The organism is Microcoleus sp. B13-B6, from assembly GCF_036705405.1.
Taxonomy (GTDB): domain Bacteria; phylum Cyanobacteriota; class Cyanobacteriia; order Cyanobacteriales; family Microcoleaceae; genus Microcoleus.
Window position 1 is genome coordinate 87038 of sequence record NZ_JAUBUJ010000002.1, and the last position, 24622, is coordinate 111659.

Consider the following 24622-nt stretch of genomic DNA (forward strand, 5'->3'; position numbering starts at 1 on the left):
AAATGCCTGTTCCACAAGAAAATTCACTCTTTGTGGAACAGGCCGAAAAGCCTGTTCATAAAAGACTTATTAACAATGATGCAACATCTCATATCTTATTCGACTACCTGAGATTCCACACGCCTGTATTTACCCGCCAAACGTTCTCGACGCTGGCGGCGGTTGTCAGCTTCAAATATGGCGATTAATTCATCCAGGTTTAGAGTCAAAGCGTCAAGCTGTTGGCAGACTTCACGCATCTTTTCAACGTGTCGCTTTCTGGTTTCAGCGTCGGGGATTCTAGGTTGTTGATTCATGGCAAATTCCAATCCATTTTGATTTCTCGGATAGTTGCTTCTGAGGCATCGACAGCCGCCTCTGTTTGTTCTATCGTTCTATACAGAAAGTTTAACGTATCCGCAGTCGCAGCGGGTTGAGATTCTGCTACCTGCTGCAAAAGCCTGTACAAACGATTGTAAGGGTTTCTCAACCTTTCCTTAACATTATCCAGGGATTCTAGTTCGGGGAGTGTCGCTTCTGTCTCGCCAAACTGCTGCATTAAAATGTATTCTGTAGCGGTTGTCTCGTTGAGGAGTTCCACTAGCCGCCGCTGCAATGTGAAAATTGTGTTCAGGATGTCATCAGGTAGCTTTGCCATTGTCCTTAATTTTTAGGGATAACAACTTAACACAATATATTAGAATGTTTACTTCCTCTCATTTTAGTTTTAATCGATAGCGATATCAGTCCAAATTTACTACCTTTAAATTTGCATTCCATGCTTCGCCAATAACGCACTTCCATAAGCAGCCGCAGTATGAATTGGCGTTACTACAGGCACTTTTAAATAACGCTTTCTAATCGCAGTCCAAACCGCATTTTTTGCACCGCCGCCAGCAGTATAAACTTTTGTCAAAGGAGTTGCACCCAATTCTTGCAATAATTGATATCCCCGCGCTTCAATCCGCGCTATGCTTTCTAGCAAACCGTGCAGAAATTCCACTGAATCAGTGGGACGCGGTTCGAGTCGGGGCGGCAAATTCGGGTCATTAATCGGAAAGCGATCGCCCTTTTTCAACAATGGGTAATAATCCAGCAAACTCTCTTGTTCTGGATCAATTTGTGTGCTATAATTATCCAACTCAACATCAGTAAAAAAGTGTCGCAGCACCGCACCTCCGGTATTAGAAGCACCTCCAACCAACCACAAATCGCCTGCCAGGGCGGGCACGGGGGCACCGCCCCTACAAAAGGGGGGGAAACGATGACTGTAAATCCCGTATCTAGAATCATCTACGCGGGTATGACTTAAGAGTTTGACTGCTAGTGTAGAACCGAGAGAAGTTACTGCTTCCCCTGGTAAATTGACACCGCTTGCTAAAAATGCTGCAATGCTATCGGTTGTACCAGCACAAATCATACAATCGCGGGGAAAACCGAAGCGATCGCCCACTTGAGCTCTCACTTCCCCCACAGGCGTACCCGGTGCGACAACTTGTGGCAATTCAGGAGTTGCAGCGCCCGCAATTCCCTCTATCAGCCAATTCGGATAGCACAAAGTATCAACATCGAAACCGAGTTTCAAAGCATTGTGATAGTCGCTAATGCCTAATTTCCCGTGCAGCAGAAAGGCCAGCCAGTCAGCTTGATGCAGGAAATAAAGCTTCTCAACCACAGGCAAGATGCCTGTGCCACAAAGGCTCAATTGTTTTGTGGGGAGTAGGGGTTGGGCTTCTAGCCCGCCCTCCTGCCACCACAGGAGTTTTGCCAGACTGGATGTAGCGCTCAATACTGTGTGGTTATCCGGCGCGATCGCCCGCAACCTCTCTGTCACCGCTGCACCGCGCGCATCATTGTATAAAATCGGCTCGCATACGGGTATACCGTTGGTATCGCACAGCATGACAGTGGAAGATGTGCCGTCAAGGGCGATCGCCCTTACCTGATTGCGGATTGTTGGGGGAATTTGCTCGATCGAATCCCACAGCGCATTTTGCCACACCGAGGGCAATTCAGGCTGTTGTTGCCCGTTGTTGGCAAAAGTATATTCAGTCTCACAATGTATTGTACCCTGGGAGTCTATGACAGTCGATCGCGCGCCCGTGGTGCCGAAATCTATTCCCAAATAAAGATTCATTTATAGCAGTTGACAGTTGTTGTAGGGTGTGTCAGCAAGAAACCGGGTTTCTGAGATTATCGTGCTTCGACATATTCACAAAGCGTAGTTGGTTCGGAAATCGGTAAACCTTCCTCTCGCAATCCTTCTAAGTGAAATTCGATCGCTTCTTTAATTTGCTGCTGTACTTCCGCAAGGGTTGCGCCTGTGGCTGCACATCCGGGTAAATCGGGCGCGTAAGCTGAATAGTTATTCGGTGTTTTTTCAATCACAATGGCATAACGCATTAGTTGATACCCACGGGTGGTCAGAAACCGGGTTTGATGGACGAAAATCTTTCGTTGTCACCCACAAATTAGGTAAAAAACCCGGTTTCTTTGGCTTTAGTGGGTAAGTCCTATTTTTGTAAAACTCACCGGCGTAGCAGGTAAAGAAATGACGAAAAGCCGATAAATTCGTAAAAAAAGGTTCGATAAAAAAACTTGACAAGGGGCTGAAATCGTTAGAGATTACAGCTTACAACTCTCGATGCGAGAGAAGAAATCCCCGCCACCGTCCAAAGCTTCCCAGAACGCCGACGAACCACCCCCGGCAGGTGGCCCACTGGTACTTGCTTATTAAAGGTCAGGTCATCGTAGTTCAACCATATGCCTCCTTTTCGCCAACCGACACGATCGCCCAGCTTTTTTTCAGTCTCCAAATCAACTTTACCGCCCACTTCTAACCAGATTTCTTTCTGAACGCTAAAGCCAAAACAACCCTGACTGTATTTTACCCACAAATGGTCGATCGTCCGCAAATCATCGCAAGGAAAATTCTCGATAGACTTCACATCTAACCAACCTTTATTCTCCCGTCCAGCAGCTTTCAGCATCACATTTTTTGTTTCCCCATCCGCCTCTTTCCACTTCTGGGCCGCCAATAAATCCTGCAGGCGAGTATAGTCAACACCCCGCGCTGATTTAAGCGAATCTGGTGGCGGTAGAGGTGTTTCAGGTGGTGGTTGAAATGGTGTTTTAGGGGGTAATTGAGGAGATCGATCGCCAATAGCTTGTAAAACTTCGGTAGCAGATTGATAGCGTTTTTTACTGGCAGGTTGTACCATTTTATCTAAAATCTGACTGAGTTCCGAACTAATCGAGTTTTTCAATTGTTTTTGCCACACCCACTCCATTTCACTTGTATCGAATAACTCCATTGGCTCAACCTGAGTTAATAAATTCAGACAAGTGACACCTAAACTATAAATATCACTCGCATAAATGGCTTTGCCCGCTGCTTGTTCCGGCGATGTATAACCAGAAGTTCCTATTACCGTTCCCGTTACAGATAAAACACTTTGTGTCGCATATTTCGCGGCTCCAAAGTCAACTAAAACCAGTTGCCCATCTTGCCTAAGAATAATATTTTCTGGCTTGATATCTCGGTGAATTACTTGGCGGGAATGAATGAACTCAAATACTGGCAATAAATTATTAAGCAAGTCGCGAATCTGCGTTTCGCTAAAATATCCTTTAGATTCTCGTGCTTCGGCTAAATTTTCACCGTCGATGAATTCTTGGACTAAATACTGCCGTCCATCTTGACTAAAATATGCTAATAATTCGGGAATTTGAGAATGTTTACCCAACTGTTCTAGGCGTACTGCTTCAAGCTCAAATAACTCAGCAGCTTTCTGGATACTAGAAGGGTCTTGAAATTGGGGGTAGAATTGTTTAATAACGCAGGGAGGTTTTGAGGGTTTATACTCGTCAATAGCTAGAAAAGTGCGCCCAAATCCCCCTTGTCCAATAATTTTTTGGGCTCCGTAGCGATCGCCCAATAGCAGTTTATTCCCACATTTTTGACAGAATTTTGTATAGCCAGACGGGTTTTGGAATAGGCAATCAGGGTTTAGACACTGGCTCATAAAATATGCTTAGAGATTACACATTAAAGCTCTCGATGCGATGCCAGCGGAGATGGTGTTAAATGTGAAAAAGCAGAGCCTGGTAAGGACATCCCATTGCCTTTCATCGTGTCAACTTAAGTCTGAAACCTTTGTATCTCTCGCTTTTATCCGAGGCCAGATCCCCCTAAATCCCCCTTAAGAAGGGGGACTTTGAGATCGCTTGTATCTCTCGCTTTTATCCGAGGCCAGATCCCCCTAAATCCCCCTTAAGAAGGGGGACTTTGATCGGACTCTTGTCCCCCCCTTCTTAAGGGGGGCTAGGGGGGATCTAGCCTCGACGATAAACAGCAGTCCATGACTACGTTTGACCTTAAGTTGAGACTAATAGGCACTGCCTAAGTCCCCACTCAAAACTCGTTAAACTTTTGTCCCGCACTCAGGACAAAAGTTATTCGTCGAAACATTCTTAGCGCCGCAACTCGGACAATAAACCAACTCCGCAGATTGCAACTTGCTACGATCGGGCAAACCAACCATTTGAGCGTTGCTCTTACCTGGAACTACCATCGGATAGCAGTTTTCATCCCTCGTCACCTTGACGTTCATCAGCACCGGGCCGTCGTGAGCGAGCATTTGAGCGATCGCATCTTTGAGTTCCTCCGGTTGCGAAACCAGCATCCCCTTCACGCCATAAGCTTCAGCCAGCATCACAAAATCCGGCATCCCCACAGTCATATTCGACGAGGAATAACGCTCCCCGTAGAACGCCTGCTGCCACTGCCGCACCATTCCCTGCCAGCCGTTATTTACAATAACAATCTTGACATTAATGCCGTATTGTGTTAGTGTTCCCAGCTCTTGAATATTCATTTGCACGCTAGCATCGCCAGCAATACAAATCACTTGCTCATCGGGTAGGGCCATTTTCGCCCCCATCGCCGCTGGCACCCCGAAACCCATCGTTCCCAAACCAGCGCTAGAAATCCAGCGGCGCGGCCCGTTGTTCAAGAATTGAGCCGACCACATTTGATGTTGACCGACATCTGTTGTGTAGTAAGCATCCGGCGCTTGAGTAGCCAACTCGGAAATCACCTCTTGCGGAGCCAAAATGTCTGGGTAATGAGGCACAACTAACGGATAGTCCTGTTTCCAGCGATCGATCCTGTGCAGCCATTCTGCAGTCTGTCCGGTCTTCCCCGAAACTCCAGTTTCCCGACAGCGGCGCAGCAAATCGAGCAAAACTTGGCGGACATCTCCGACAATTGGCACATCAGGGCCGCGATTTTTGCCTACTTCCGCCGGATCGATATCGATGTGAATCACCTTAGCGCGGGCGGCAAACTCGTCTAATTTGCCGGTCACGCGATCGTCAAACCTCGCCCCCACAGCAATCAGCAAATCGCACTCGGTAACGGCAAAATTAGCGTAAGCAGTGCCGTGCATCCCCAACATTTTCACAGACAAAGGATGGTTTTCGTCAAAGGAACCTTTGCCCATCAGCGTTGTCGTGACCGGCAATTGGAAAAGTTCGGCGAGTTCCTTAATTTCCTCGTGGGCCCCCGCCGCGATCGCCCCGCCGCCCACATAAAGCAAAGGACGCTTTGCTTCCTGCAGCAAATAGATTGCTTGATTAATTTGCCGGGGATTTCCCTTCACCGTGGGCCTGTAGCCCGGAATTCTCACCGATCCGGGTTCCACGGGCAGATAGTCAAATTCTTCTAAACCCACATCCTTGGGCACGTCAATCAACACCGGCCCCGGCCTTCCTGTACTCGCGATGTGGAAAGCTTCTGCCACAATTCGCGCCATATCTCTGGGATCGCGCACTACATAGGAATGCTTGACAATTGGCAGGGTAATCCCGTAAATATCTGTTTCCTGAAACGCATCAGTGCCGATCGCCGGACGGGGCACCTGACCGGTAATAATTACCATCGGGATCGAATCCATGTGGGCCGTCGCAATCCCCGTTACCAAATTAGTGGCGCCGGGCCCGGAAGTAGCGAAACACACCCCAACTTTTCCGGTAGCGCGGGCGTATCCGTCAGCCGCGTGAGCCGCGCCTTGCTCGTGCCGCACCAGAATATGTTTGATAGCGCCAGTTTCTTCAGCGCGGTAGAGTTCGTCGTAAAGCGGCAGAATTGCGCCGCCGGGATAACCAAAAATATGCTTGACGCCGTGGCGGATCAAGCTGTCAATCAGAGCAAATCCACCAGTTGCACGTCTGATGGTCACTTTAGTTTTTAGTTGCACAGAATTTCCTTCCTTAAACTAATTATAATTTACGATTAATGCTTTCATTTTACTTCTTTCTCAATATTGAAGCTTTAAAAGTTGCAGTGTTGATATTTTTCTCAACACTTGAGAATAAGACATCGGCTAGGGGCATGGAAGTTTTAGAACCCGAGAGGGGGACAGGGGAGATTCCGATCGCGGGAGAACCCCATAGGGCTGAGCTGGAAATACGCTACCGTCACGCATCTAACCCGCATTCCGCATCCTCAACAGTCACATCGACAGTTATAGCTGCTCAATCTTACTTCGTAACTCCCTGAGATCGAGATGTCGATCGATGTCCAATTTATTGGCAGCCCAATTAAAAAAATTTTTTAGAGAGATATATTGAGATTCTTGCTTTTGCATTTGTTTTTGAATATCTTTCCCGTGAAACCAGATTACATACTGTTTCTGCGACCAAAATTCTGATTGACTAAATTGCTGGTGATAACTAGCTAGGCTTGCTTCAAATCCATCTAGTGTAACTGTTTCGACAGCTTGTCTAAATTGGTTAATTAGTCCTATAGCTTCAGTTCGACAATCTACTAGCGCTAAAGACGGGGGAAGCTGACCGCTACCATCAGTCCAAGTTGTCTTGAGCTGCGTTCTCGTTGAACTTGAGACCAACAGCTCGCCTAAAGCCCAGCGTACAGCTTGGTAGTCTTGCAAGCTCTTTGCAGCATTTTCAATCCATTGTGCAATCCTATCGATACCTGGAGAGTCTTTATGTGCCCATTTTGTATTGGGATAGTTCTGTTTCTCGATATATTTTTCTCGCCAATAATCATGAATCAAGTCAGGATCTAGGAAATAGTTCTCAATGCAAGCTCGATGCGTTAACCAAACGGATTGACTGCCTAATTGAATCAGTCCTACCTCTTCTGAAGGCTTGGCATCGAAGTCTCGATCTCGGAAAACGAGATATTTTGGACTGCCAATTTCTTGACGGGAAAAATAACCCTGTGCAAATAAAGAAAAGCTAAATTTACTGCCACAGGGGACAATTGTAGGCCGCTCTGCTGGTAGTGTTTCTAAAACCCGCTGCAGCAGTTGGGTATCCAAACTTCTTTGCTTTCCTTCGCAGAAAATAATTTTGCTACTGACAACACTCACAATTACACCTCTAGCCTGATAATGTGTGCTTCAGGCACTAATTGCTCCACATAATCAGAGTGGGTTGTAATTATAAACTGATTATTATTGCCTAGCTTAGTCAAGGATCTAAGGAATGCCTGCTGCATTGGTGGGTGGAGGTGCAATTCAATTTCATCAATCAAGATGAGCGAATTATGAATGTTCCAATTGGCAAAATCCATGAGGATGGGAAAGACAGCTCGTTCGCCTCCAGACATCTCAGAAATTTCATACTGATTTCTGCCGTCGTAAAGATAAAACCAAGGTTCGCTCAGGATATCATCTATATTCTCGCGCGGGACGGGGCCTTCAAAGCTGCGTTCGGGAAAAACTGCTTTGTAAGCTCGTTCAATTTCAGCATACAAGTCTTTTTGTCCCGGTCGCAGTTGCTGAATTCTACCTGTTTCGACATCTTGATGAAACTGCCGCCATTTTGATAGCCGATCGCGCAAAATATCCTCAGTAATTTCTTGTCGGCTTTCGGGATCTTCTGTCGTTAGGCTGGTTGCAGTTCTTTGCTCGGTGTACCAAAGAACGCTGCCAACTCGCTGAAACGCCTGAAAGCCTTCAGAACGAAGCAGTCGTTTAGCGTATTCTCGTCCTTTAAATTGAAATAATACAGCAGCCGTATCCGCTACGACTAGCTCAGATGGCGATCGCCATCTGAGTTTCACACTATGTTTTTGTGCCGGAGGAACTCTTAAATTGTGTCCCATCCCTTGTAATTTTTGGTAAAACTCTGCAACTGCTTGAAGTTCTTGGGAGGAAAACTGTACCTGTAAAGTGACTTCAGGTTGAAATTTTCCCCAGTTGTTTCCTAGCAATTCATAGTTAAATCCTGCCCATTCTAAGTCAGGGATTTTTTGTAATCGTCCGGTAGCCGTACCTAATGTTGCTGCGATCGCTTGTAAAAGACTTGTTTTGCCAGAGCCGTTCATGCCAATTAGAACAATCAGATTTCGTGCCAACCCAGTTTCTGGATCGGTGAAATCAAATACCGGAGGAGTCCGAAATTTCTTGAAATACTTTAGCTCAACAGATTGAACTTTCATTTGGGAAGTCTCTAAAGATCGTTGACTGATGACCAATAACTGATGACTGATGACTGTTGACTAAATTCAGAGAACATCCTGCAAGACTTTGCGAGTATGTTTCCAAGCTGCCATGCCCATCACCGAGACCAAAAAGCCCAAACTCAGCAACACGATCCGCAAGCCCTTGTCATTCGAGCCGACGGCTTGGCTGACAGCATCAGTCAGCGGGCCAGTAATCGCTAAAGGCAGGCTCAGAGCAATATTAATCGCATTGTTTTCAAATCCAAAGACTTTGCCCCGCATAGATTCGGGAGTTTTTTCTTGAATCAGAGCTTGCATCGGGCCGTTAATTAAGGAAGCACCAAAACCGAACAGAGCGCTCAATCCGAATCCCACCCATAACTGTCGAGTAAAGGCAAACATTGCTAATACAAAACCCATCATCAAGAAACCAATTAAAGGCAGAGGTTTGTGGTGCATTCGATGACCCCAGTGTCCCAAAAAGGCTGCGCCGAAGACCATTCCAATTCCCGCAGCAGCGAGCAAAAAGCCAAATTGAGTTTCTTTGAGACCTATTTTGCCTGAAAGCGCGATCGCCAGCACCTGAAGCGCCGCAAACACGGAATACAAAATCGTCAACTGCACCATCGCGTTGCTGACAAGGTGATTGTGTTTCAAATACCGCAAACCTTCCTTAAGGTCTTGCCAAGGATGGACGTTTTTGCCACTGCTGCCGGCATGAGCTTCTTTGATCCGCATGGTATAGATCAAACCTGCTGATATCAGGTACAACCCGCCGAGCAAAAACTCTTGAGAAGCTGATCCGAAGCTGTGTTTTACCCAACTAAACAGCGGTTCGCCGATCGTCATCCCGACAATAATCCCGCCCATTGTGGACGAGGCGAACAGCGCATTTGCCGACATCAGTCCCTCTCGCCCTACGGTCAGGGGGACGGCTGCCGCTTCTGCGGGAGCAAAAAATTGCGTTACGGTAGAGACCAAAAACGTCATCGTCAACAAAACGACAAAAGCTTTGGGCAAAAACGGCAAAGCTACAATCAACGCGGCTCGAATCACGTTGCAGGCAATCAGCATTTGCTTTTTAGAAAAGCGGTCTACGACGATACCGGCTGCGGAACCAAAGACGATCGCCGGCACCGTGTAGGCGATCATCACCGCTGACAGCATAGAATTTTCCGAATGTTGCCAAGAAACAGGCCAGGGTCGGTAGTCGCCTGTTTTCAGCAGAATAATCAGCAATACGTAAAAGATTTTATCCGCCACTTGGGCCAATAACTGGCCCGTCCACAAGGCGAGGAAGGGGCGATTTCTCAGTAGGGCATCAAGCCCGCTGCGGTCAGGGGGAGGGCTGGCTGGGTGCATAGGAATAGTTTAACTGACCGCCTCTGGCAATTATAGTTTTCAGCAATACGTGCAAATCTCACATAGCAAAGCGGAAACTCGGAAAACTCCTGTCTCCTAGGTTCTTTTTCTGTTTTAGCAGATCGGCGGGGGACGGCTGCTGCAGTCTTCTTAACTCTACCGCGATCGGCCGGAGCCGAGATCCCGCGCCCCCGGCAAATCCGAGAATATTGTTAAAGGTTGGCGTGCATTTCATCGCGAGTACAAGATAGGGTAATATACTTGACAAAATACTTGCTGTTGGCCGTGATCTTAAAAGATGTCACGCCGCTTAAGTAATATAACGAAGGTACTAACTGTTAGGAGTGAGAAACTTGAAAAAGGTTGAAGCTATTATTCGCCCCTTTAAACTAGACGAAGTGAAAATCGCACTCGTCAATGCTGGTATTGTGGGGATGACTGTTTCTGAAGTTAGAGGTTTTGGCCGTCAGAAGGGCATGACAGAACGCTATCGCGGTTCTGAGTACACCGTTGAGTTCTTGCAAAAGCTCAAGGTCGAGATTGTTGTGGAAAACGATCAGGTTGACATGGTGGTTGATAAAATTATCGCGGCTTCCCGCACGGGCGAGATTGGCGACGGCAAGATTTTCATCTCTCCTGTAGAACAAATTATTCGGATTCGGACTGGGGAAAAGAACTTGGAGGCAATCTAAGATACTGGGGCATTGGGCATTGGGCATTGGGCATTGGGCATTGGTAATTGGTCATCGGTAACTAATCATTGCCAACGAAAAACCTCTTTCCTGTTTAGTTTGGATACCTAAGTGTCAATATCCAATGCCACAGTAACCCCATTTTTTAGCTTTTTTCCTCATTAGGGGTTGACAAGGTTGGCCATTTGTGGTATAAGAGCGTGGAAGGCTCGGCCGCGGTGAGAGTGCGATCGCTTGATATCCGGTGTCATTTCGGCAAAAGTCTGTTGCTGTGCAGGTACGTAGAAAATGGGGTCATATCCGAAACCTCCCGTACCGCGAGGAGTGTGGAGGATTTCGCCTCGGCAAATTCCTTCTACTTGCAAGGCAATTGTACCGTCGGGACGGGCGATCGCGATCGCGCAAACAAATTGTGCTTCCCGGTTTTGTTCGCTTCCCAATTCTTTGAGAAGTCGAGATATCCTGTCAGCATCGGTTTTCCCGTAGCGTGCCGAGTAAATCCCAGGTTGACCGTCGAGTGCATCTACCATTAAACCAGAATCATCGCCGATCGACCATTTGCCCGTTGCTTTTGCCACTTCAGAGGCCTTCAAGCAAGCATTAGCAATAAAAGTTTCGCCTGTTTCCTCGATTTCCAACTCTTCCGGTTTGATCTCCAATTCCCATCCCAAATCCTGAAGATAAACTTGCATTTCCTTGAGTTTACCCGGATTGCCCGTAGCTACAACTAGCAATTTGCGATCGGTCATTATTTCTCTTAAAACTTACGGCTCCATATTAACAAACATATTGGGGAAATGGTTGCAACAAAATTCCCAAAATCTTATCAACATCTTGAATATAGTATTCAATCGGATCGATATAAACAGTAGTTTCCTCCAAAATCAAGAATTTCCAGTTAGTACCCGTCGTCACCGCGCCGTAAATGCGATCGACCTCACTGTCTTGGTTTTGATTAAAACATTGAGCCGCTACCATTGCGGCTACGCATTGACCCAAACCGCCAATAATATCTTCCTTTTTTGCCTCAAAAATTGTTATAACCGGAGCACTGATGAACAATTGTTCTGAAGAACCGCTAATAATATAATCACAAAATCCTTGCAAACCTCTTTCTGGATCTACAGTAAAATCCTTACCGGAAAAAAGAGAAACTCGTTTGTTTGACAATCGCCGAACTTCTGCTAATATCGGGGCAATCAAAAATTCTGACCGCGCTTTTTCTGTGGAAATAAAAGTTGCTAGCGGTACATAATCAATCAGGATTGTTGTTAAAATTTCTGAGGGTGAAACTGGTTTTGTGTCTGCAAATAAATTGCAAGTTTCATCTAAGGTTAATCCAAAATCTTTTTTGACTCTCGCAAGGCTGAAATCGCTGTAAGCCATTTGCTTTTATCCTAAAATTAATCTCATCTAGGAATAGTATTTCATTGTGAGTAATATTTTTTTTACCGCAGAGGCCGCAGAGGCCGCAGAGAAAGAGAGATTTGAGATCGAGTCATCCGCGTTCATCTGCGTTTATCTGCGGTTGAAAAATCCGATTAATTATGCGCCCAATTTTTCGCCCAGTTTAAGTTTTGCATAACTTCTTTCAATGTCGCTGCTTCTGAATACAGCCGCAACACTGGTTCGGTTCCGCTAAACCGAATTAACAGCCAACTTCCGTCGGATAAACGGAATTTATATCCGTCAACTTTGTTGCAATCTACAACTGCTTTGCCGGCGATTTCTGTTAAGGGTTGATTTTGCAGCAGCGACAGCAAACGCGACCTTTCTTCCATGTTGGCTAGGTGTAAGTCGATTCTGTCATAAGCTGAGGTAAAGCTTGTTTCTTGTTGCAGTCGGCTGTAAATTTCGCTTAAGTCTTCCCCGGATTTGACCACGGCTTCTAATAAGTACAGCGCTGACAGTAAAGCATCTCGTTCGGGGATGTGTGTACCGTAGCCAATTCCTCCCGATTCTTCGCCGCCGACTAAGACTTGGGTGGTTAACATTCGATCGGCTATATACTTGTAACCGATCGGCGTTTCAAATAACTGCAAGTCGTACAGCTTGGCAATTTTGGGAATTATGTCTGAACCGCTGACTGTTTTGATGACTTCCCCGGTCAACCCGCGCCGTTTTGCTAAATGTTCGATTAAGATGGGAACTAGGATTTGTGAACTGAGGAAGTTGCCGCTAGAGTCAACGGCTGCAATTCGATCGCTATCTCCGTCAAATACAAATCCGATGGACAAACCAGAGCTTTTTCGCTGGTGAGTACGCATCACCCGAAATAACTGCGACAGGTAGCGCGGCAAAGGTTCCGGTGCACCGCCGCCAAACAGCGGATCTCGATCGCTGTTGACTTCGTGCACTGTTTCTTCTAAAATTTGAGCTAGTCCTCCGGCGGCGGCACCGTGCATTACATCTACAAATACTGTAATTTTACCGCTGGCGATCGCTTCTTTAATCGCCTCAATATCTACCATTTCCCGCAAGGTTTTGCAGTAAGCTGGCCAAGGATTGAAATTATCCAATTTGCCGGGAGTTGCTGAAATTGCCGCCGGATTTTCGAGTTTTGCTTCTATCTGTTGAGTAACTTCGGGGGAAACTGAACCGCCAAATCCGCCCTTGACTTTTAACCCTAAATATGCACCGGGATTATGGCTGGCGGTCAGGACGATCGCACCCAAAGCATTTAATTGTTTGGCAGCTAAACTGAAAGCTGGAGTGGGGGCGTAGGATTCGCTCAGCAGCACGTCAAATCCTGCGTTTTGGACGGCAACAGCCGCTGTGAAGGCAAATTCTTCAGCCAGAAATCGGCGGTCGTAACCGACAATTACGGTACCGCTGCTGCCATCGCTGCCGCCGGTTTGTGCAAGAACTTGTGCCGCTAGGGGGGCGACTAACGCTACGCGATCGAAGGTAAAATCGTCAGCAATGATGCCGCGCCAGCCATCTGTACCGAATTTGATAGGATTCATAGTCACAAGTCATGAGTCACCCGTCTATTTTATGGGTTTATCAGTCGATCGTCATCCGATTTTAGATTTTAGATTTTAGATTTTAGATTTTGGAATTGCTTCCACAGCCTTTACTCTGGCTATTGACCGAAAGCATCCAGGATACCCGCCACGTGATTCATTCCGAAAGCAGACTCAGGACCGGTGAAATAAAAAACCTGTATCCGATGAAACTTGCCGAACGTATTTATCTCGCGCAAGTCAATGCTTCAATTCTCAAATCTTTAATCTAAAATCTAAAATCTAAAATCTAAAATCGATTGACTGTTGACAGTTGGCTGCTGACTGTTGGCTGTCGTTAGCCTTGCTTGATAGATTATGTTGGGCGGCGTGAAACGGAAGGTTCGTCTCTCAACCCAACCTACTAATTACTGTTAACTGCCAAATGCCAAATGCCAACTGTCAACTGTCAACTGACTAAAAGAATGCCGGTTGGTGGCGGATCAAATTCAGGAATTCTTCGCGAGTTTTCTGTTCCTCTTGAAACACGCCCAACATGGCACTCGTAACCGTCCAAGCACCGGGTTTTTGCACACCCCGCATCGTCATGCACATATGACTGGCTTCCATGACTACAGCTACTCCCTTCGGTTCCAATATTGTCTGAACTGCTTCGGCAATTTGGCGCGTCAAACGTTCTTGCACCTGCAATCGGCGGCTGTACATCTCGGCAATTCGGGCTAATTTGCTCAATCCCACTACTTTTTGGTTGGGAATGTAAGCAATGTGAACTCGGCCCATAAACGGCAGCATATGGTGTTCGCACATACTGAATACGCTGATGTCTCGCACCAGTACCATTTCGTTGTGACCTTCGTCAAAGATAGCGCCGTTGAGGAGTTCTTCGAGGGATTGACTGTAACCACTGGTGAGAAACCGCATTGCTTCTGCTACCCGTTTTGGGGTTTTGAGCAATCCTTCGCGTTCGGGGTCTTCTCCTACTCCCAGCAGCATTGTCCGAACGGCCTCCATCATTTCTTCCAGGCCTACTTCTGAAGCTATGGGCACGCTGGATTCTTGGCCGTGGGAGGAATTGCGATCGGGTCGAGTGGGGATGCGCGGGGAGTTGTTCTCTGCGGTTTGTAACAGTTTCATGCTGTCAGTCGAGATTGAAATCGAGCCATTGGAATCGGCGGAAGATGCAATTGTCATAACAAGTTGGTGTGAGGGTGAATCGATTTTCGATTTTTGATTGGGGGATATAGCTAGAGATTCAAAGATTGTTGAATTCGAGAAAAATCCAGCAGTCTAAAATCTCAAGTTCACAAAACTCCTGCGTTGGACATGAGCGTGATTTCTTCAATTACTGCACTTGCTGGCAACTGAACTGCGTGCAGAATTGATTGGGCGACGATTTCTGGGGTTAACATGGCGGTGCGATCGAAGTCGGCGTCCACGGTGTCTGTGTCCCACATGGGAGTATTGACAGAACCCGGACAGATTGCTGTTACGCGAATTCCGTGAACCCGTTCTTCGGCGGCTAAGGTTTTAGACAATGCCATGAGACCGAATTTACTGACGCAATAGGCCCCCCAGTTGGGGAAGGTTTGGCTGCCGGCGATCGAGGAAACGTTGATGATGATTCCCGATCGGCGATCGCGCATGGAGGGCAAAACTCCTAGAATGCACTGCCAAACGCTAGTCAGATTGAGGTCTAGAACGTTCTGCCAGTCGGCTAGGGACGTTTCCGTCAAGGAGCCGGTGTAGCCCATCCCAGCGCTGTTGACCAGGATATCTACGGAACCCAATTGAGCTGCGATCGCGCTGATGCTGCTTTGCACTTGCTCAATTTTTGCCAAGTCTAAGGGATAAGCTTCTGCTTTCACTCCGACTTCTCGGGCTGCTGCGGCAACGGCTTCTAAGTTTTCTGACTCTCGGCTAACTAAGGCCAGATTTATGCCCTCGGCGGCGAACGCTAGAGCCGTCGCTTTGCCAATACCGCTGCTGGCTCCGGTAATCAGAGCCTGCTTTGTTGTGGGATGGTTCATTCAGTGTCCTAATACTTTCGCTCGGCAACTCCCTACAGCGTTGCAGCCTTCTGAGGCAAATTAGACAACTGTCTGCTGCGGGTGATAACAGTTAATTATGAGATGAACATTAAGAACTGTTAAGCCGGTGTCACCTGAGAAATTATAACACTGCTGACAGATCCGCAGAATAATGAGCTGTGAGTTATGAGTTTAAAGTTAAGAATTTTTAACTCATAACTGATCACTCTGAATCGATCGGCTCAAGCCGAAATTTCAGTGAATACACCTATGTGGCGAAACTTTTGATACCGCAGCTCGCGTCGCTGCTGACCGGTAAGCTGTGTTAGTTCTGCTAAGTTTTCTAACAAAGCTTGTTTGAGTATGGACGCAGCTTTGAGGGGATTCGAGTGAGCGCCGCCGATCGGCTCTGGTACTATTTGATCGAGAATGCCGAGGTTTTTCAAATCCCAGGAAGTGATTTTGAGAGCTTCTGCGGCCAAGTTAGCTTTACCAGAGTCTTTCCAGAGAATGGCCGCGCAAGCTTCGGGGGTGGCGACGGTGTAGACGGAATGTTCCAGCATCAACAGTCGCTCGCCGACACCGATACCCAATGCGCCGCCGGAACCACCTTCGCCAATGACGGTGCAAATAATGGGAACGTCGAGGCGAAACATTTCTCGGAGGTTACAGGCGATCGCCTCTCCCTGTCCGAGCTGTTCTGCTTCTAAGCCCGCCCAAGCCCCCGGAGTGTCGATAAATGTGAAAATTGGCATTCCGAAGCGATCGGCGTGTTCCATCAACCGCAGGGCTTTGCGGTAGCCGCCGGGAGCAGCCATGCCGAAGTTGCGGGCGATATTGTCTTTTGTGTCGCGCCCTTTTTGATGGCCGATGATGACTGTGGGACGCCCGTCTATGCGGGCAATTCCGCCGACGAGGGCCGGGTCGTCTCCGCCGCGCCGATCGCCGTGAAGCTCGATCCACTCGTCGCTAATTGCCTGAATGTAATCGAGGGTGCTGGGGCGGCGCGGGTGACGGGCGAGTTGCAGCCGCTGCATGGGGGACAAGCTGCTGAAAATTTCTTGTCGCAGTTGGGCTGAGCGAGCTTCTAGTTTGCGAATTTCGTCGGTGACATCGACGCTGTTTTCTGCGGCGAGTTCGCGAATCTGGTGAATTCGGGTTTCGAGTTCGGCCAGGGGCTTTTCAAAATCTAAGAGTAAGGGTTTACGGTCTGGGTTTGGCACGCGGATAATTTCTATAAGGTTTTGTCAGGTTTTGTCGATCGACTCTTTCGAGATCCTACCGTGTCAGGGTATGCTGTAAAATAGGGGAAATTTGGAAGTTTTGAATTATGAATTTTGCTTGGCTTCATACCGCGCTGGAAAACCAGGAGCTGGAGCTTCCTTTCAATTTTAAATATAATAGGTTAATCCGCATCCCTTCCGTCTGAATTCCCCCAACAGTGAACAGTCAACAGCCAACAGCCAACAATCAACTGTCAACTGTCAACTGTCAACTGTCAACATCAAACTGACATTAATAAAGGTCGGAAACCGTGTTTGACAGAAATAAGACCGATTTGCTCCATCTTCTCCACAGTAATTTGGTTCCGTCCCCAAGAAAAATTGGTATACAATTTTTCAAATTCCAGCAGCATTGATTCGGCAAAACAGGCAAACAACTGTCTGCCCGGTACATCCATATTGACAATCTTCATAATTTTCCACTCAATATCGAGGGAATGCTCCACAATGCCGCCATTGAGTACGTAAATTTCGGGATGCTGAACCTGAGTTGCCAGATTTTTCGGATAGCCACCGTCAATCAATAAACATGGTTGCTTCAATGTCTTAGGGTCAATTTCTACTCCCTTTGGCATACTGGCTACCCAGACTACAATATCGGCTTGGGGGAGGGCTTCTTCCAAGTCCATAATTTTGCCTCGGCCCAATTCCGATTGCAAATCTTGTAATCGTTCTTTGTCGCGGGCAATGAGCAACAATTCTGCTACATTTGTTTTAACATTGAGCCAGCGACACACAGCACTGCCAATATCGCCAGTAGCACCACAAACGGCTACAGTGGCTTTTGAAAGTTCAATCCCCAATTTAGGGGCTGCTTCTTCTACTTGGCGACACAGGATGTAAGCCGTGTGAGTGTTACCAGTGGTGAAGCGTTCAAACTCCAACTTGAGATTGCGAATTTGCTTAATTTGCTGCAAGTTGAAAGTCTCAAAAATGATCGAAGAAAAGCCGCCTAAAGCAGTGATGTTAATCCCGTTTTTTTGAGCGTGTGCCATCGCATTAAGGATTTTGCGAGTGGCTGCTTTAATCCGGCGAGTGGCTAGCATTTCTGGCAGAAAACAGGACTCCACATAGCGCCCTTCTATTTTTTGTCCAGTGATGCTTGTTACCGTGATCTGATCAACTATTTGAGGCGGTGCGCTGCACCAAAAATCGAGACCTTGATCGGCATATTCTGGATAGCCCAGCTCGTTAGCTACTGATTGGGCGTGTTCTAAGCTGGTTAAGTGACCGATTAGACCAAACATTAAGTTGTCAAATGAAGGAAGATGGAAGGTGGAAGATGGAAGATGGAAGATGGAAGATGGAAGATGGGAAGATTAAAAATTTATATTTTAAAATGAGTTATCCCATTTTTAATTTTTAATTTTTAATTTTTTTCCCATTCCTTATTTCCCAATTAACTAGGCTGCGAGGCCTTGTGCTGACATCCGCATGATATCGCGGTTGTTAAAGCCAATGTTACCTAGAGCTTCGCCGTAGGCAATCATAAAGTCTTCGATTAAAGCGTCTTTTTCCATTCCCAAGACGCGGGCATCGTCTGCGACAGCGTTTAGCAGCTTCCAGATGATGGGGAGGTTTTGGCGGTTGGCGGCTTCTAGTTCCGCTTTGGATTCCTCAAAGTGAGCTTGCAGCCAGACTTCCCCAAAGTTGAGGTGGCTGTATTCTTCTTTGACGACGCCTTCGGTGATTTTGCGAGCAAAGTCATCGGCGACGGGGATGTAGATGTTGTAAGCTGCGATCGCAAAACACTCGATAATTAGCGATTGAATCAACAAGCAAGTTACAATCTGACCTTGGGCCGCTGCCGTCTGGAAGTTTTTGTGCAATTCCGAAAAGAACTGCTTGGCAAATGCCATGTCGGGCGTGACTTTAAGATTCCGGCCACAAGCTTGGAAGCCTTTCATGTGGCGGTTCTCCATCTTGGACAAGCCAATTAACTCTGCTTTTTTGTCAGCCAACAGTTCGGCCAGTGTCAGGTAATTGTCGTGAGCTTCTTGTTCGCCTTCAATCACAATGGCGTTGATGCGGCTGTAAGCATCTTTGTAAGTTTCGGTTTGAAAGTCAATTGTTGGGCTGGCCTCAAGCTGGGGCATAGATATCTAGTCTCCTTATATAAGCTTGCGGGATGTTTGGAAACCCCTTTAAAATGGGGGGTCAGTGACAGTACACTTTACCTATTTTGAACGCACCCCATCTAAATCACAGATTATAGCTGAGGATTCTTTCGACAAAGAACTTTTCTTTGACTATCCGGGAAAAACTGGCGTCCTCAGCGTGTTGGTCGGACTTTTGCCCTCGAACACTCCAGAAAGACTATCGCTAGAATGCTATCTATTTACTAATTACTGGAATTAGTCGTTAGTCGATCTTTTGCCCGGAAATAGATGATAGAAATACGGTCTATGTCTCCACCTTTAAAGGTTTTACAGTACCAAATCTATCTCTAACATTATATCCTAACCACAACTTCCTCGCTGGGTACTCCTTCTTTCCCTCTACCACATATTATGTTGTATGGGAATCCTCTGGGAGGCGATCGGGTTGGAGAACCTCACAGGCTTATTATTTTAGGTTAATTCACAAATTTATGGGTAAATCCTTTGACAGGTCTCAAGCGCTGGAACTGCTGAGTTTTATTTGCTTGCTGGCGGGTGCTGCGCTGGTGCTGCTGCCGCTGGCTGCTGTATTTTTGGTTTCTTTATCACCCTCTGGTGTGGGTGTCAAGGCCACAGGCTTGACTTTTGCGAACTATCAGGAGGCTTGGCGACGGGGCAATTTTTTGTTGGCATTCCTTAATTCTACTCTAGTGGCGATCGCAGTGACGGGTTTTCAGGTTGTGACTTCTGCTTTGGCCGGTTATGCTTTGGCCAGACTGAAGTTTCGGGGGCGACAGGCCCTAGTTTTGGGGGTTTTGGCGACGCTGGTAATTCCGTTTCAGCTTTTGGTGATTCCGATTTTCTTGGTTTTGAAGTGGGGCCATCTGCTGAATACTTACGGGGCGCTGATTTTGCCGACGGCTGCTAACGGTTTTGGGATTTTTCTGCTGCGGCAGTATTTTATGACTGTTCCGGTGGAGTTGGAGGAGGCGGCAATGCTGGATGGGGCTAACCGCTGGCAGGTTTTGTGGCAGGTGATGTTACCTTTGGCCCGCCCTGCTTTGGTGACGCTGTTTTTGTTTACGTTTATCGGGGAGTGGAACGATTTGTTTAAGCCGCTGGTGTTTACGACGCGGCCGGAGTTGCGAACTGTGCAGTTAGCTTTGGCTGAGTTTCAGGAACAGTTTACTAGCAGTTGGCAGTTGTTGATGGCGGCGGTGGTAATTGGCACAGTGCCGGTGGTGTTGCTGTTTTTGGCCGGTCAGCGGCAGTTTATTCGGGGGATTGCGGCGACGGGGATTAAGAATTGAGTTAGAAATGCTTGGCAATTAAGTTTGTAGTCATTTGTTGAACCATTCTCAAGAACAGGCTTTCCGGCCTGTTCCACAAGAACATTTAGTATTTGTGGAACAGGCCGGAAAGCCTGTTGCTGATATTGGTGCAAGATGCGAGTTTGTCGTCACTCGGCGATTGAAATCGCTACTATACAAACGAAGTTCACTCCAAGCGGACTAAGAGATAAAGGGGATATCAAAGCTGTATTATGTGAATCTATGCAAAAGCTCGGTTTGTTTTTATTTGTTCTATCTTTTCTGCCGTGGTTGGCAATCTTTTTTGTTGTGCCATTCCTGCCGCTGGACATTCCTCAAAAAACTACTTTATCGGTCGTTCTGGCTGTTGGTGCAGAAGTTTGTTTTTGGATTAGCGTAGTGCTGTTGGGGAAAGAAATAGTTACCAAATATCGGCGTTATTTGCATCCCTGATATCTTTGGAAAAAACTTAGAAATTTTAACCGCAGATGAACAGGGTTCGACGCAGATAATGAGCCTGGATGTTGGCTTTTATCTGCGGTCAAGGTTGAGCTATTCGCTGAAAATTTGCAAGCGAATAGAGCGTTCTCCGTCTCCGAAATCCACTTCAATCTTTTCTCCCGAAAGACTGTCCAAGCATCCCAAAAGCAACCGCAAATTGGGGGTGCTTGCTCCTGTATCTACGTACAATCTATCTGCTAAACTGCCTAAACGCTTCCAAATTGTGTAGAGTTTGACTACTGTTTGTTCTAGCTGTGCGGCTTGTTTTACAACGTCGGCGGTGGTTCCCAAACAGCCTACTCGCAAAGATTCTTCTAAGGCCATTTCCATGTCTAAGTGAGACTGATTGAGAGCTTGCACTTGGGCGGCGGCGTCGAGATATTTTGATAAGTTCTTGGCGTCGGAAGTTAGCTGTTTTACAGTATCTACGTCGGGATTTTCTGCTACTTCTTTTTGAATTTCGCTTTGGTGAGATGGGGAGAGTTTCTCCATTTCTTTGACTAAAGGAGCGAGGTAGCGGGAAGGTAGAGAACCTGTAGATGCTTTTTCTTTGACTTCTTCTGGCAATAAATCTGAGTTCATTGCCATCCATTCGTCGGATAGTTGTTTGACTTCGCGGCGGGTGATGCGATCGCCATTGGCTGCTGCATCTGTTACCATTTGCTGGACTTCGGGAGATGCTTTGGCGGTTTCTACAAAGGCTCTTTTGCTGAAGTTTCTAATGGAATCTGGGTCTAAATCTCCTTGCTGGATCAGAGTATCGGCACTATTAGCTAATTCTATCAAAGAATAGGCTTGACTTTTGCCAATTTCTCTTTCTTTGAGCCAGTTCAAAAAGCCTGTACCCCGTCCTTCGCCGCCTTTTTTTTCTCTGTCTCGGACTGTTCGGAGAATGCGTCCCCGCCAAATGTCGGTTTGCAAGTCGAAGCGATCGCACACTTTCCAGGCATTGTCAACTTGATTTTCAAAGTCAAACTCTGGTATTTGTTCGTCTTCGGGGTCAGGCAATTGGAAATTGATATCGGTAAAGCCGTTGAGGGCTTCTGCAAGTTCTGCGGGATTTAGGGGGACTTCAGCCATTAGGAAAAATTTGTGTAGTGCAACAGCCGGTTTAATTGGGAACTTGCACGGGTTGACAGTTGAGACGCTATATGTAGCGGTAAGGTAGGCAAGATTTACCTACTAATAGAGTTTTTGTGCAAGTCATATCATTATTGCACGATGAGGTGCGATCGGCAAAAAGATACCCAAAATGGCTCCGGGCACGCCCCTGATGGGACTTGAGGGGAGTGGTGGCTGTGCGGGGATTGAATTAAAGTGAATTAGGATATTATAGGATGGGATTACCTACTGTACTCGATCGCCAAGTTTGGGAATATGCTTGTCAGCCTGACTATAATTTAAGTAGCTGAAAACTCAAGTTAATTTATGCCAGCTAAAGATTTTTTTCACAATACTGTTAAAACATCTCTCGAAAAAGATGGGTGGAGCATCACTGACGAAAATCTATTCATTGAAGTTGAGGATGTTGATTTTTACATAGACTTAACTGCAGAAAAAATCCTCGTCGCTGAAAAAACTGGTAAAAAGATTGCAGTAGAGGTAAAATCTTTTCTAGGAGCCTCAGACGTGACAGAGTTTCACAGTGCACTCGGTCAATGTCTCAACTACCGTTCAGCATTGAGATTGACCGAACCAGAGCGGACTTTGTATTTGGCTGTTCCTGAAGATGTTTACAATGAATTTTTTAGTCGTAGGTTTATTCAAAGAGTGATAGTAGAACATCAACTAAAATTATTAATTTTCAACCCAACTCAAGAGGAGATTGTGCAATGGAGGGATTGAATTACAGTGAAGTGGTACAAAGGATTCTTAAACACCACGTAGAAAATCGCTTAAATAGTAAGACAGAAGTGCATTTGATATTTGATACGGAACGATCTCGCTATCAATTATTGCATATCGGTTGGGAAGATTTGAGCCGAGTATTCGGTTGTATCATCTACGTGGAAATTAAAGATGGTAAAATTTGGATCGAACGGGATGGCACGGAAATCGGAGTTGCTAATGAATTGGTTGAAGCTGGAATTCCAAAGCAAGATATAGTTTTGGCTTTTAAAGCCCCATATAGACGGAAATTTACGGAGTTTGCTGTTGGTTGATGCTATAAGTGCGATCGGCTAACAGAGAATATAAGGGGCGATCGCGTTTTGCTTTCTCATCAGAAATCAATAGTTTCAGTTACTATTATGTTGATTGTACGAGAGCTAAGTGCTGCTTATTGTACTCTATTGCTTTGTTATAGTCTCCTAAAGCAGAGAAAGCTTTACATAAATTAAGTAACGTTCGCTCTTGAGCCGAGCGTTGTCCGATTTCCCGTACAATAGTTAAACTGTGTTGGTAATAGTTGATGGATTGAGGATATTTTCCTAGCGAATAGTAAGCAACTCCCAGATTTAACAGTGCGGTTCCCTCACCGTTGCGATCGCCGATTTCTCTTGCAATGGTTAAACTTTGTTGGAGGTAGTGGATGGCTGGGGAATAATCTCCTAACGAAAGGTAAGTATTTCCCAGATTTGTCAGTGCCTTCCCCTCACAGTTACGATCGCCGATTTCTCTTGCAATGGTTAAACTTTGTTGGAGATAGTGGATGGCTTGGGAATAATCTCCTAACAGACCGTAAGCAATTCCTAGATTTCCCAGGATAATTCCCTCACCGTTGCGATCGCAAATTTCCTGGATAATGGTTAAACTCTGCTGGAGATAGTCGATGGCTTGGGGATAATCTCCTAGCGAACGGTGAGCATTGCCCAAATTTCCCAGTGCGTTTCCCTCACCGCTGCGATTTCCGAGCTCCCGTGCTATGGTTAAATGCTGCTGGTGAAAGTCGATGGCTTGAGGATAATTTCCTAGCGAATCGTAAGCAACTCCCAGATTTCCCAATGCGCGTCCCTCACCGTTGCGATCGCCGATTTCCCGTGCAATAGTTAAACTCTGTTGGTGATAGTCAATTGCTTGCAGATAATTTCCTAGCGAATTGTAAGCATTACCCAGATTTCCCAGTGCGATTTCCTCCCCTTCGCGATTTCCCATCTCCCGTGCAATGGTTAAACTCTGTTGATGATAGTCAATTGCTGCGAGATATTTTCCTAGCCCATCGCAAGCATTACCCAAATTGCCCAGTGCGTTTCCCTCACCTTTGCGATCTGCAATTTCCTGGAAAATAGTTAAACCCTGTTGGTAATAGTCGATAGCTTGGAGATAATTTCCTAGCGAATTATAAGCATTGCCTAGATTTACTAGCGCGTTTCCCTCCCCTTCGCGATTTCCAATCTCCCGTGCAATGGTTAAACTCTGTTGATGATAGTCAATTGCTGCGAGATACTTTCCTAGCGAACGGTAAGAGCCTCCCAGATTGCCCAGTGCGCGGCCCTCACCTTTACGATCTGCAATTTTCCGAAAAATGGTTAAACCATGTTGGTAATAGTCAATAGCTTGGGTATAATTTCCTAGCGCATCGTAAGCATTGCCCAGATTTGCGAGAAAAACAGCATCCAGATTAGAGCTTAATTTGCCCACAATTTGCTTATAAAGCTCAATCAATTCCTTGTAGTAGCCCCACAGTGATAATTGATGGTGCAATTCCTCTTTGGTAGGTGTATCTAGTCGAATTGATATAATTTTGCTATTTCGCATCCAATCTTCTACCTTACCCAGATGATGAAAGGCTTCCAAATACCCCCGCACCTTCTCCAAATTAGTAGCATCTGACTTCGGTTTGTAATCCGTGATCCAGTTTACAACTGCTCTGTACTGAAGCCTCTGCTCCCGAGTAAGAAAATCGGCACGGAGATTATGAGGATTGATTCCTAACTTTTTCAAAACCAACTCACCAGATGGTGTTACATTATTTGTCATTGTGAATTTATA

25 protein-coding genes are annotated in these 24622 nt (G+C 46.4%); 6 read left to right on the forward strand and 19 right to left on the reverse strand.

All coding sequences use genetic code 11. The features are described from left to right. Positions 1–95: 95 nt before the first annotated feature. The 9 genes from QUB35_RS01505 to QUB35_RS01545 all read right to left on the reverse strand — a co-directional run bounded on the left by QUB35_RS01505 (position 96) and on the right by QUB35_RS01545 (position 9814). Positions 96–296 (reverse strand): hypothetical protein, encoded by a 201-nt coding sequence (locus QUB35_RS01505; RefSeq protein WP_015174854.1) that lies wholly within the window; start codon positions 294–296, stop codon positions 96–98. Next, positions 293–637 (reverse strand): hypothetical protein, encoded by a 345-nt coding sequence (locus tag QUB35_RS01510; protein ID WP_333138694.1) that lies wholly within the window; start codon positions 635–637, stop codon positions 293–295. The genes QUB35_RS01505 and QUB35_RS01510 overlap by 4 nt, the downstream gene beginning before the upstream one ends. Before the next feature lie 105 nt (positions 638–742). After that, on the reverse strand, positions 743–2116 hold the full coding sequence (locus QUB35_RS01515; RefSeq protein WP_333138696.1) for an FGGY-family carbohydrate kinase: 1374 nt from the start codon (positions 2114–2116) through the stop codon (positions 743–745). Positions 2117–2172: 56 nt separating this feature from the next. Further along, positions 2173–2382: a type II toxin-antitoxin system HicB family antitoxin gene (locus QUB35_RS01520; protein ID WP_333138697.1), complete on the reverse strand. Its 210-nt coding sequence runs from the start codon at positions 2380–2382 to the stop codon at positions 2173–2175. Between the two features lie 215 nt (positions 2383–2597). Continuing rightward, complete coding sequence (locus tag QUB35_RS01525; protein ID WP_333138699.1) at positions 2598–4004, reverse strand: serine/threonine-protein kinase; 1407 nt, start codon at positions 4002–4004, stop codon at positions 2598–2600. A 399-nt stretch (positions 4005–4403) separates the two neighbouring features. Continuing rightward, entirely contained in the window at positions 4404–6239 is a 1836-nt protein-coding gene (gene ilvB / locus QUB35_RS01530; protein ID WP_333138701.1) for a biosynthetic-type acetolactate synthase large subunit, read from the reverse strand. Positions 6240–6506: 267 nt separating this feature from the next. After that, the gene (locus tag QUB35_RS01535) at positions 6507–7376 is read right to left on the reverse strand and encodes a hypothetical protein (RefSeq protein ID WP_333138703.1); all 870 of its coding nucleotides are present in this window, start codon (positions 7374–7376) and stop codon (positions 6507–6509) included. A 2-nt stretch (positions 7377–7378) separates the two neighbouring features. Then, positions 7379–8449, reverse strand: coding sequence for an ATP-binding protein (locus QUB35_RS01540; RefSeq protein ID WP_333138705.1), 1071 nt, complete (start codon positions 8447–8449; stop codon positions 7379–7381). Between the two features lie 66 nt (positions 8450–8515). After that, positions 8516–9814 carry an MFS transporter gene (locus QUB35_RS01545; protein ID WP_333138707.1) on the reverse strand — a complete coding sequence of 433 codons (1299 nt, stop codon included), beginning with the start codon at positions 9812–9814 and terminating at the stop codon, positions 8516–8518. 353 nt (positions 9815–10167) lie between these two features. Here QUB35_RS01545 and QUB35_RS01550 point away from each other — a divergent pair, with 353 nt between their 5' ends. Next, complete coding sequence (locus QUB35_RS01550; protein WP_006633346.1) at positions 10168–10506, forward strand: P-II family nitrogen regulator; 339 nt, start codon at positions 10168–10170, stop codon at positions 10504–10506. Positions 10507–10667: 161 nt separating this feature from the next. On the opposite strand, the gene rdgB is transcribed toward QUB35_RS01550, so the two are convergent. The 8 genes from rdgB to QUB35_RS01590 form a co-directional block, all read right to left on the reverse strand. Further along, positions 10668–11255: an RdgB/HAM1 family non-canonical purine NTP pyrophosphatase gene (rdgB, locus tag QUB35_RS01555; protein WP_333138709.1), complete on the reverse strand. Its 588-nt coding sequence runs from the start codon at positions 11253–11255 to the stop codon at positions 10668–10670. 28 nt (positions 11256–11283) lie between these two features. After that, positions 11284–11892 (reverse strand): hypothetical protein, encoded by a 609-nt coding sequence (locus tag QUB35_RS01560; protein WP_333138711.1) that lies wholly within the window; start codon positions 11890–11892, stop codon positions 11284–11286. A gap of 155 nt (positions 11893–12047) precedes the next feature. Continuing rightward, a complete protein-coding gene (locus tag QUB35_RS01565; RefSeq protein ID WP_333138713.1) occupies positions 12048–13472 on the reverse strand; it encodes a phosphoglucomutase/phosphomannomutase family protein in 1425 nt (474 codons plus the stop codon). Between the two features lie 456 nt (positions 13473–13928). Further along, the gene (folE, locus tag QUB35_RS01570; protein WP_333138715.1) at positions 13929–14663 is read right to left on the reverse strand and encodes a GTP cyclohydrolase I FolE; all 735 of its coding nucleotides are present in this window, start codon (positions 14661–14663) and stop codon (positions 13929–13931) included. Between the two features lie 110 nt (positions 14664–14773). Further along, positions 14774–15499 carry an SDR family oxidoreductase gene (locus QUB35_RS01575; protein WP_333138718.1) on the reverse strand — a complete coding sequence of 242 codons (726 nt, stop codon included), beginning with the start codon at positions 15497–15499 and terminating at the stop codon, positions 14774–14776. Positions 15500–15741: 242 nt separating this feature from the next. After that, the gene (gene accA, locus QUB35_RS01580; RefSeq protein ID WP_333138720.1) at positions 15742–16722 is read right to left on the reverse strand and encodes an acetyl-CoA carboxylase carboxyl transferase subunit alpha; all 981 of its coding nucleotides are present in this window, start codon (positions 16720–16722) and stop codon (positions 15742–15744) included. A gap of 281 nt (positions 16723–17003) precedes the next feature. Further along, positions 17004–18029, reverse strand: coding sequence for a long-chain acyl-[acyl-carrier-protein] reductase (locus tag QUB35_RS01585; protein ID WP_333138722.1), 1026 nt, complete (start codon positions 18027–18029; stop codon positions 17004–17006). Between the two features lie 156 nt (positions 18030–18185). Then, positions 18186–18878 carry an aldehyde oxygenase (deformylating) gene (locus QUB35_RS01590; protein ID WP_333045307.1) on the reverse strand — a complete coding sequence of 231 codons (693 nt, stop codon included), beginning with the start codon at positions 18876–18878 and terminating at the stop codon, positions 18186–18188. Between the two features lie 64 nt (positions 18879–18942). On the opposite strand from QUB35_RS01590, the gene QUB35_RS01595 reads away from it, so the two are divergent. The 3 genes from QUB35_RS01595 to QUB35_RS01605 all read left to right on the forward strand — a co-directional run bounded on the left by QUB35_RS01595 (position 18943) and on the right by QUB35_RS01605 (position 20644). Next, positions 18943–19140: a hypothetical protein gene (locus QUB35_RS01595; RefSeq protein ID WP_333138724.1), complete on the forward strand. Its 198-nt coding sequence runs from the start codon at positions 18943–18945 to the stop codon at positions 19138–19140. A gap of 232 nt (positions 19141–19372) precedes the next feature. After that, on the forward strand, positions 19373–20191 hold the full coding sequence (locus QUB35_RS01600) for a carbohydrate ABC transporter permease (RefSeq protein ID WP_333138726.1): 819 nt from the start codon (positions 19373–19375) through the stop codon (positions 20189–20191). A 243-nt stretch (positions 20192–20434) separates the two neighbouring features. Beyond that, positions 20435–20644: a transporter suffix domain-containing protein gene (locus QUB35_RS01605; protein WP_333138729.1), complete on the forward strand. Its 210-nt coding sequence runs from the start codon at positions 20435–20437 to the stop codon at positions 20642–20644. A gap of 99 nt (positions 20645–20743) precedes the next feature. Here the strand turns inward: QUB35_RS01605 and QUB35_RS01610 are convergent, their stop codons facing one another. Continuing rightward, positions 20744–21772, reverse strand: coding sequence for a hypothetical protein (locus QUB35_RS01610; protein WP_333138731.1), 1029 nt, complete (start codon positions 21770–21772; stop codon positions 20744–20746). Positions 21773–22120: 348 nt separating this feature from the next. On the opposite strand from QUB35_RS01610, the gene QUB35_RS01615 reads away from it, so the two are divergent. Together QUB35_RS01615 and QUB35_RS01620 are read left to right on the forward strand one after the other, a co-directional pair. After that, the gene (locus QUB35_RS01615) at positions 22121–22537 is read left to right on the forward strand and encodes a XisH family protein (protein ID WP_333138733.1); all 417 of its coding nucleotides are present in this window, start codon (positions 22121–22123) and stop codon (positions 22535–22537) included. Beyond that, positions 22525–22854, forward strand: coding sequence for a XisI protein (locus QUB35_RS01620; RefSeq protein ID WP_333138735.1), 330 nt, complete (start codon positions 22525–22527; stop codon positions 22852–22854). Before QUB35_RS01615 ends, QUB35_RS01620 begins: the two co-directional genes overlap by 13 nt. A gap of 85 nt (positions 22855–22939) precedes the next feature. On the opposite strand, the gene QUB35_RS01625 is transcribed toward QUB35_RS01620, so the two are convergent. Then, entirely contained in the window at positions 22940–24610 is a 1671-nt protein-coding gene (locus QUB35_RS01625) for a tetratricopeptide repeat protein (protein ID WP_333138737.1), read from the reverse strand. Positions 24611–24622 lie beyond the last annotated feature (12 nt).

Bases quoted from the DNA above. Each gene is read 5' to 3' on its own strand.
- QUB35_RS01505 (WP_015174854.1), bottom strand. From the start codon at position 296: ATGAATCAACAACCTAGAATCCCCGACGCTGAAACCAGAAAGCGACAC.
- QUB35_RS01510 (WP_333138694.1), bottom strand. From the start codon at position 637: ATGGCAAAGCTACCTGATGACATCCTGAACACAATTTTCACATTGCAG.
- QUB35_RS01515 (WP_333138696.1), bottom strand. From the start codon at position 2,116: ATGAATCTTTATTTGGGAATAGATTTCGGCACCACGGGCGCGCGATCG.
- QUB35_RS01520 (WP_333138697.1), bottom strand. From the start codon at position 2,382: ATGCGTTATGCCATTGTGATTGAAAAAACACCGAATAACTATTCAGCT.
- QUB35_RS01525 (WP_333138699.1), bottom strand. From the start codon at position 4,004: ATGAGCCAGTGTCTAAACCCTGATTGCCTATTCCAAAACCCGTCTGGC.
- QUB35_RS01540 (WP_333138705.1), bottom strand. From the start codon at position 8,449: ATGAAAGTTCAATCTGTTGAGCTAAAGTATTTCAAGAAATTTCGGACT.
- QUB35_RS01545 (WP_333138707.1), bottom strand. From the start codon at position 9,814: ATGCACCCAGCCAGCCCTCCCCCTGACCGCAGCGGGCTTGATGCCCTA.
- rdgB (WP_333138709.1), bottom strand. From the start codon at position 11,255: ATGACCGATCGCAAATTGCTAGTTGTAGCTACGGGCAATCCGGGTAAA.
- QUB35_RS01560 (WP_333138711.1), bottom strand. From the start codon at position 11,892: ATGGCTTACAGCGATTTCAGCCTTGCGAGAGTCAAAAAAGATTTTGGA.
- QUB35_RS01565 (WP_333138713.1), bottom strand. From the start codon at position 13,472: ATGAATCCTATCAAATTCGGTACAGATGGCTGGCGCGGCATCATTGCT.
- folE (WP_333138715.1), bottom strand. From the start codon at position 14,663: ATGACAATTGCATCTTCCGCCGATTCCAATGGCTCGATTTCAATCTCG.
- QUB35_RS01575 (WP_333138718.1), bottom strand. From the start codon at position 15,499: ATGAACCATCCCACAACAAAGCAGGCTCTGATTACCGGAGCCAGCAGC.
- QUB35_RS01585 (WP_333138722.1), bottom strand. From the start codon at position 18,029: ATGTTTGGTCTAATCGGTCACTTAACCAGCTTAGAACACGCCCAATCA.
- QUB35_RS01590 (WP_333045307.1), bottom strand. From the start codon at position 18,878: ATGCCCCAGCTTGAGGCCAGCCCAACAATTGACTTTCAAACCGAAACT.
- QUB35_RS01600 (WP_333138726.1), top strand. From the start codon at position 19,373: ATGGGTAAATCCTTTGACAGGTCTCAAGCGCTGGAACTGCTGAGTTTT.
- QUB35_RS01605 (WP_333138729.1), top strand. From the start codon at position 20,435: ATGCAAAAGCTCGGTTTGTTTTTATTTGTTCTATCTTTTCTGCCGTGG.
- QUB35_RS01610 (WP_333138731.1), bottom strand. From the start codon at position 21,772: ATGGCTGAAGTCCCCCTAAATCCCGCAGAACTTGCAGAAGCCCTCAAC.
- QUB35_RS01615 (WP_333138733.1), top strand. From the start codon at position 22,121: ATGCCAGCTAAAGATTTTTTTCACAATACTGTTAAAACATCTCTCGAA.
- QUB35_RS01620 (WP_333138735.1), top strand. From the start codon at position 22,525: ATGGAGGGATTGAATTACAGTGAAGTGGTACAAAGGATTCTTAAACAC.
- QUB35_RS01625 (WP_333138737.1), bottom strand. From the start codon at position 24,610: ATGACAAATAATGTAACACCATCTGGTGAGTTGGTTTTGAAAAAGTTA.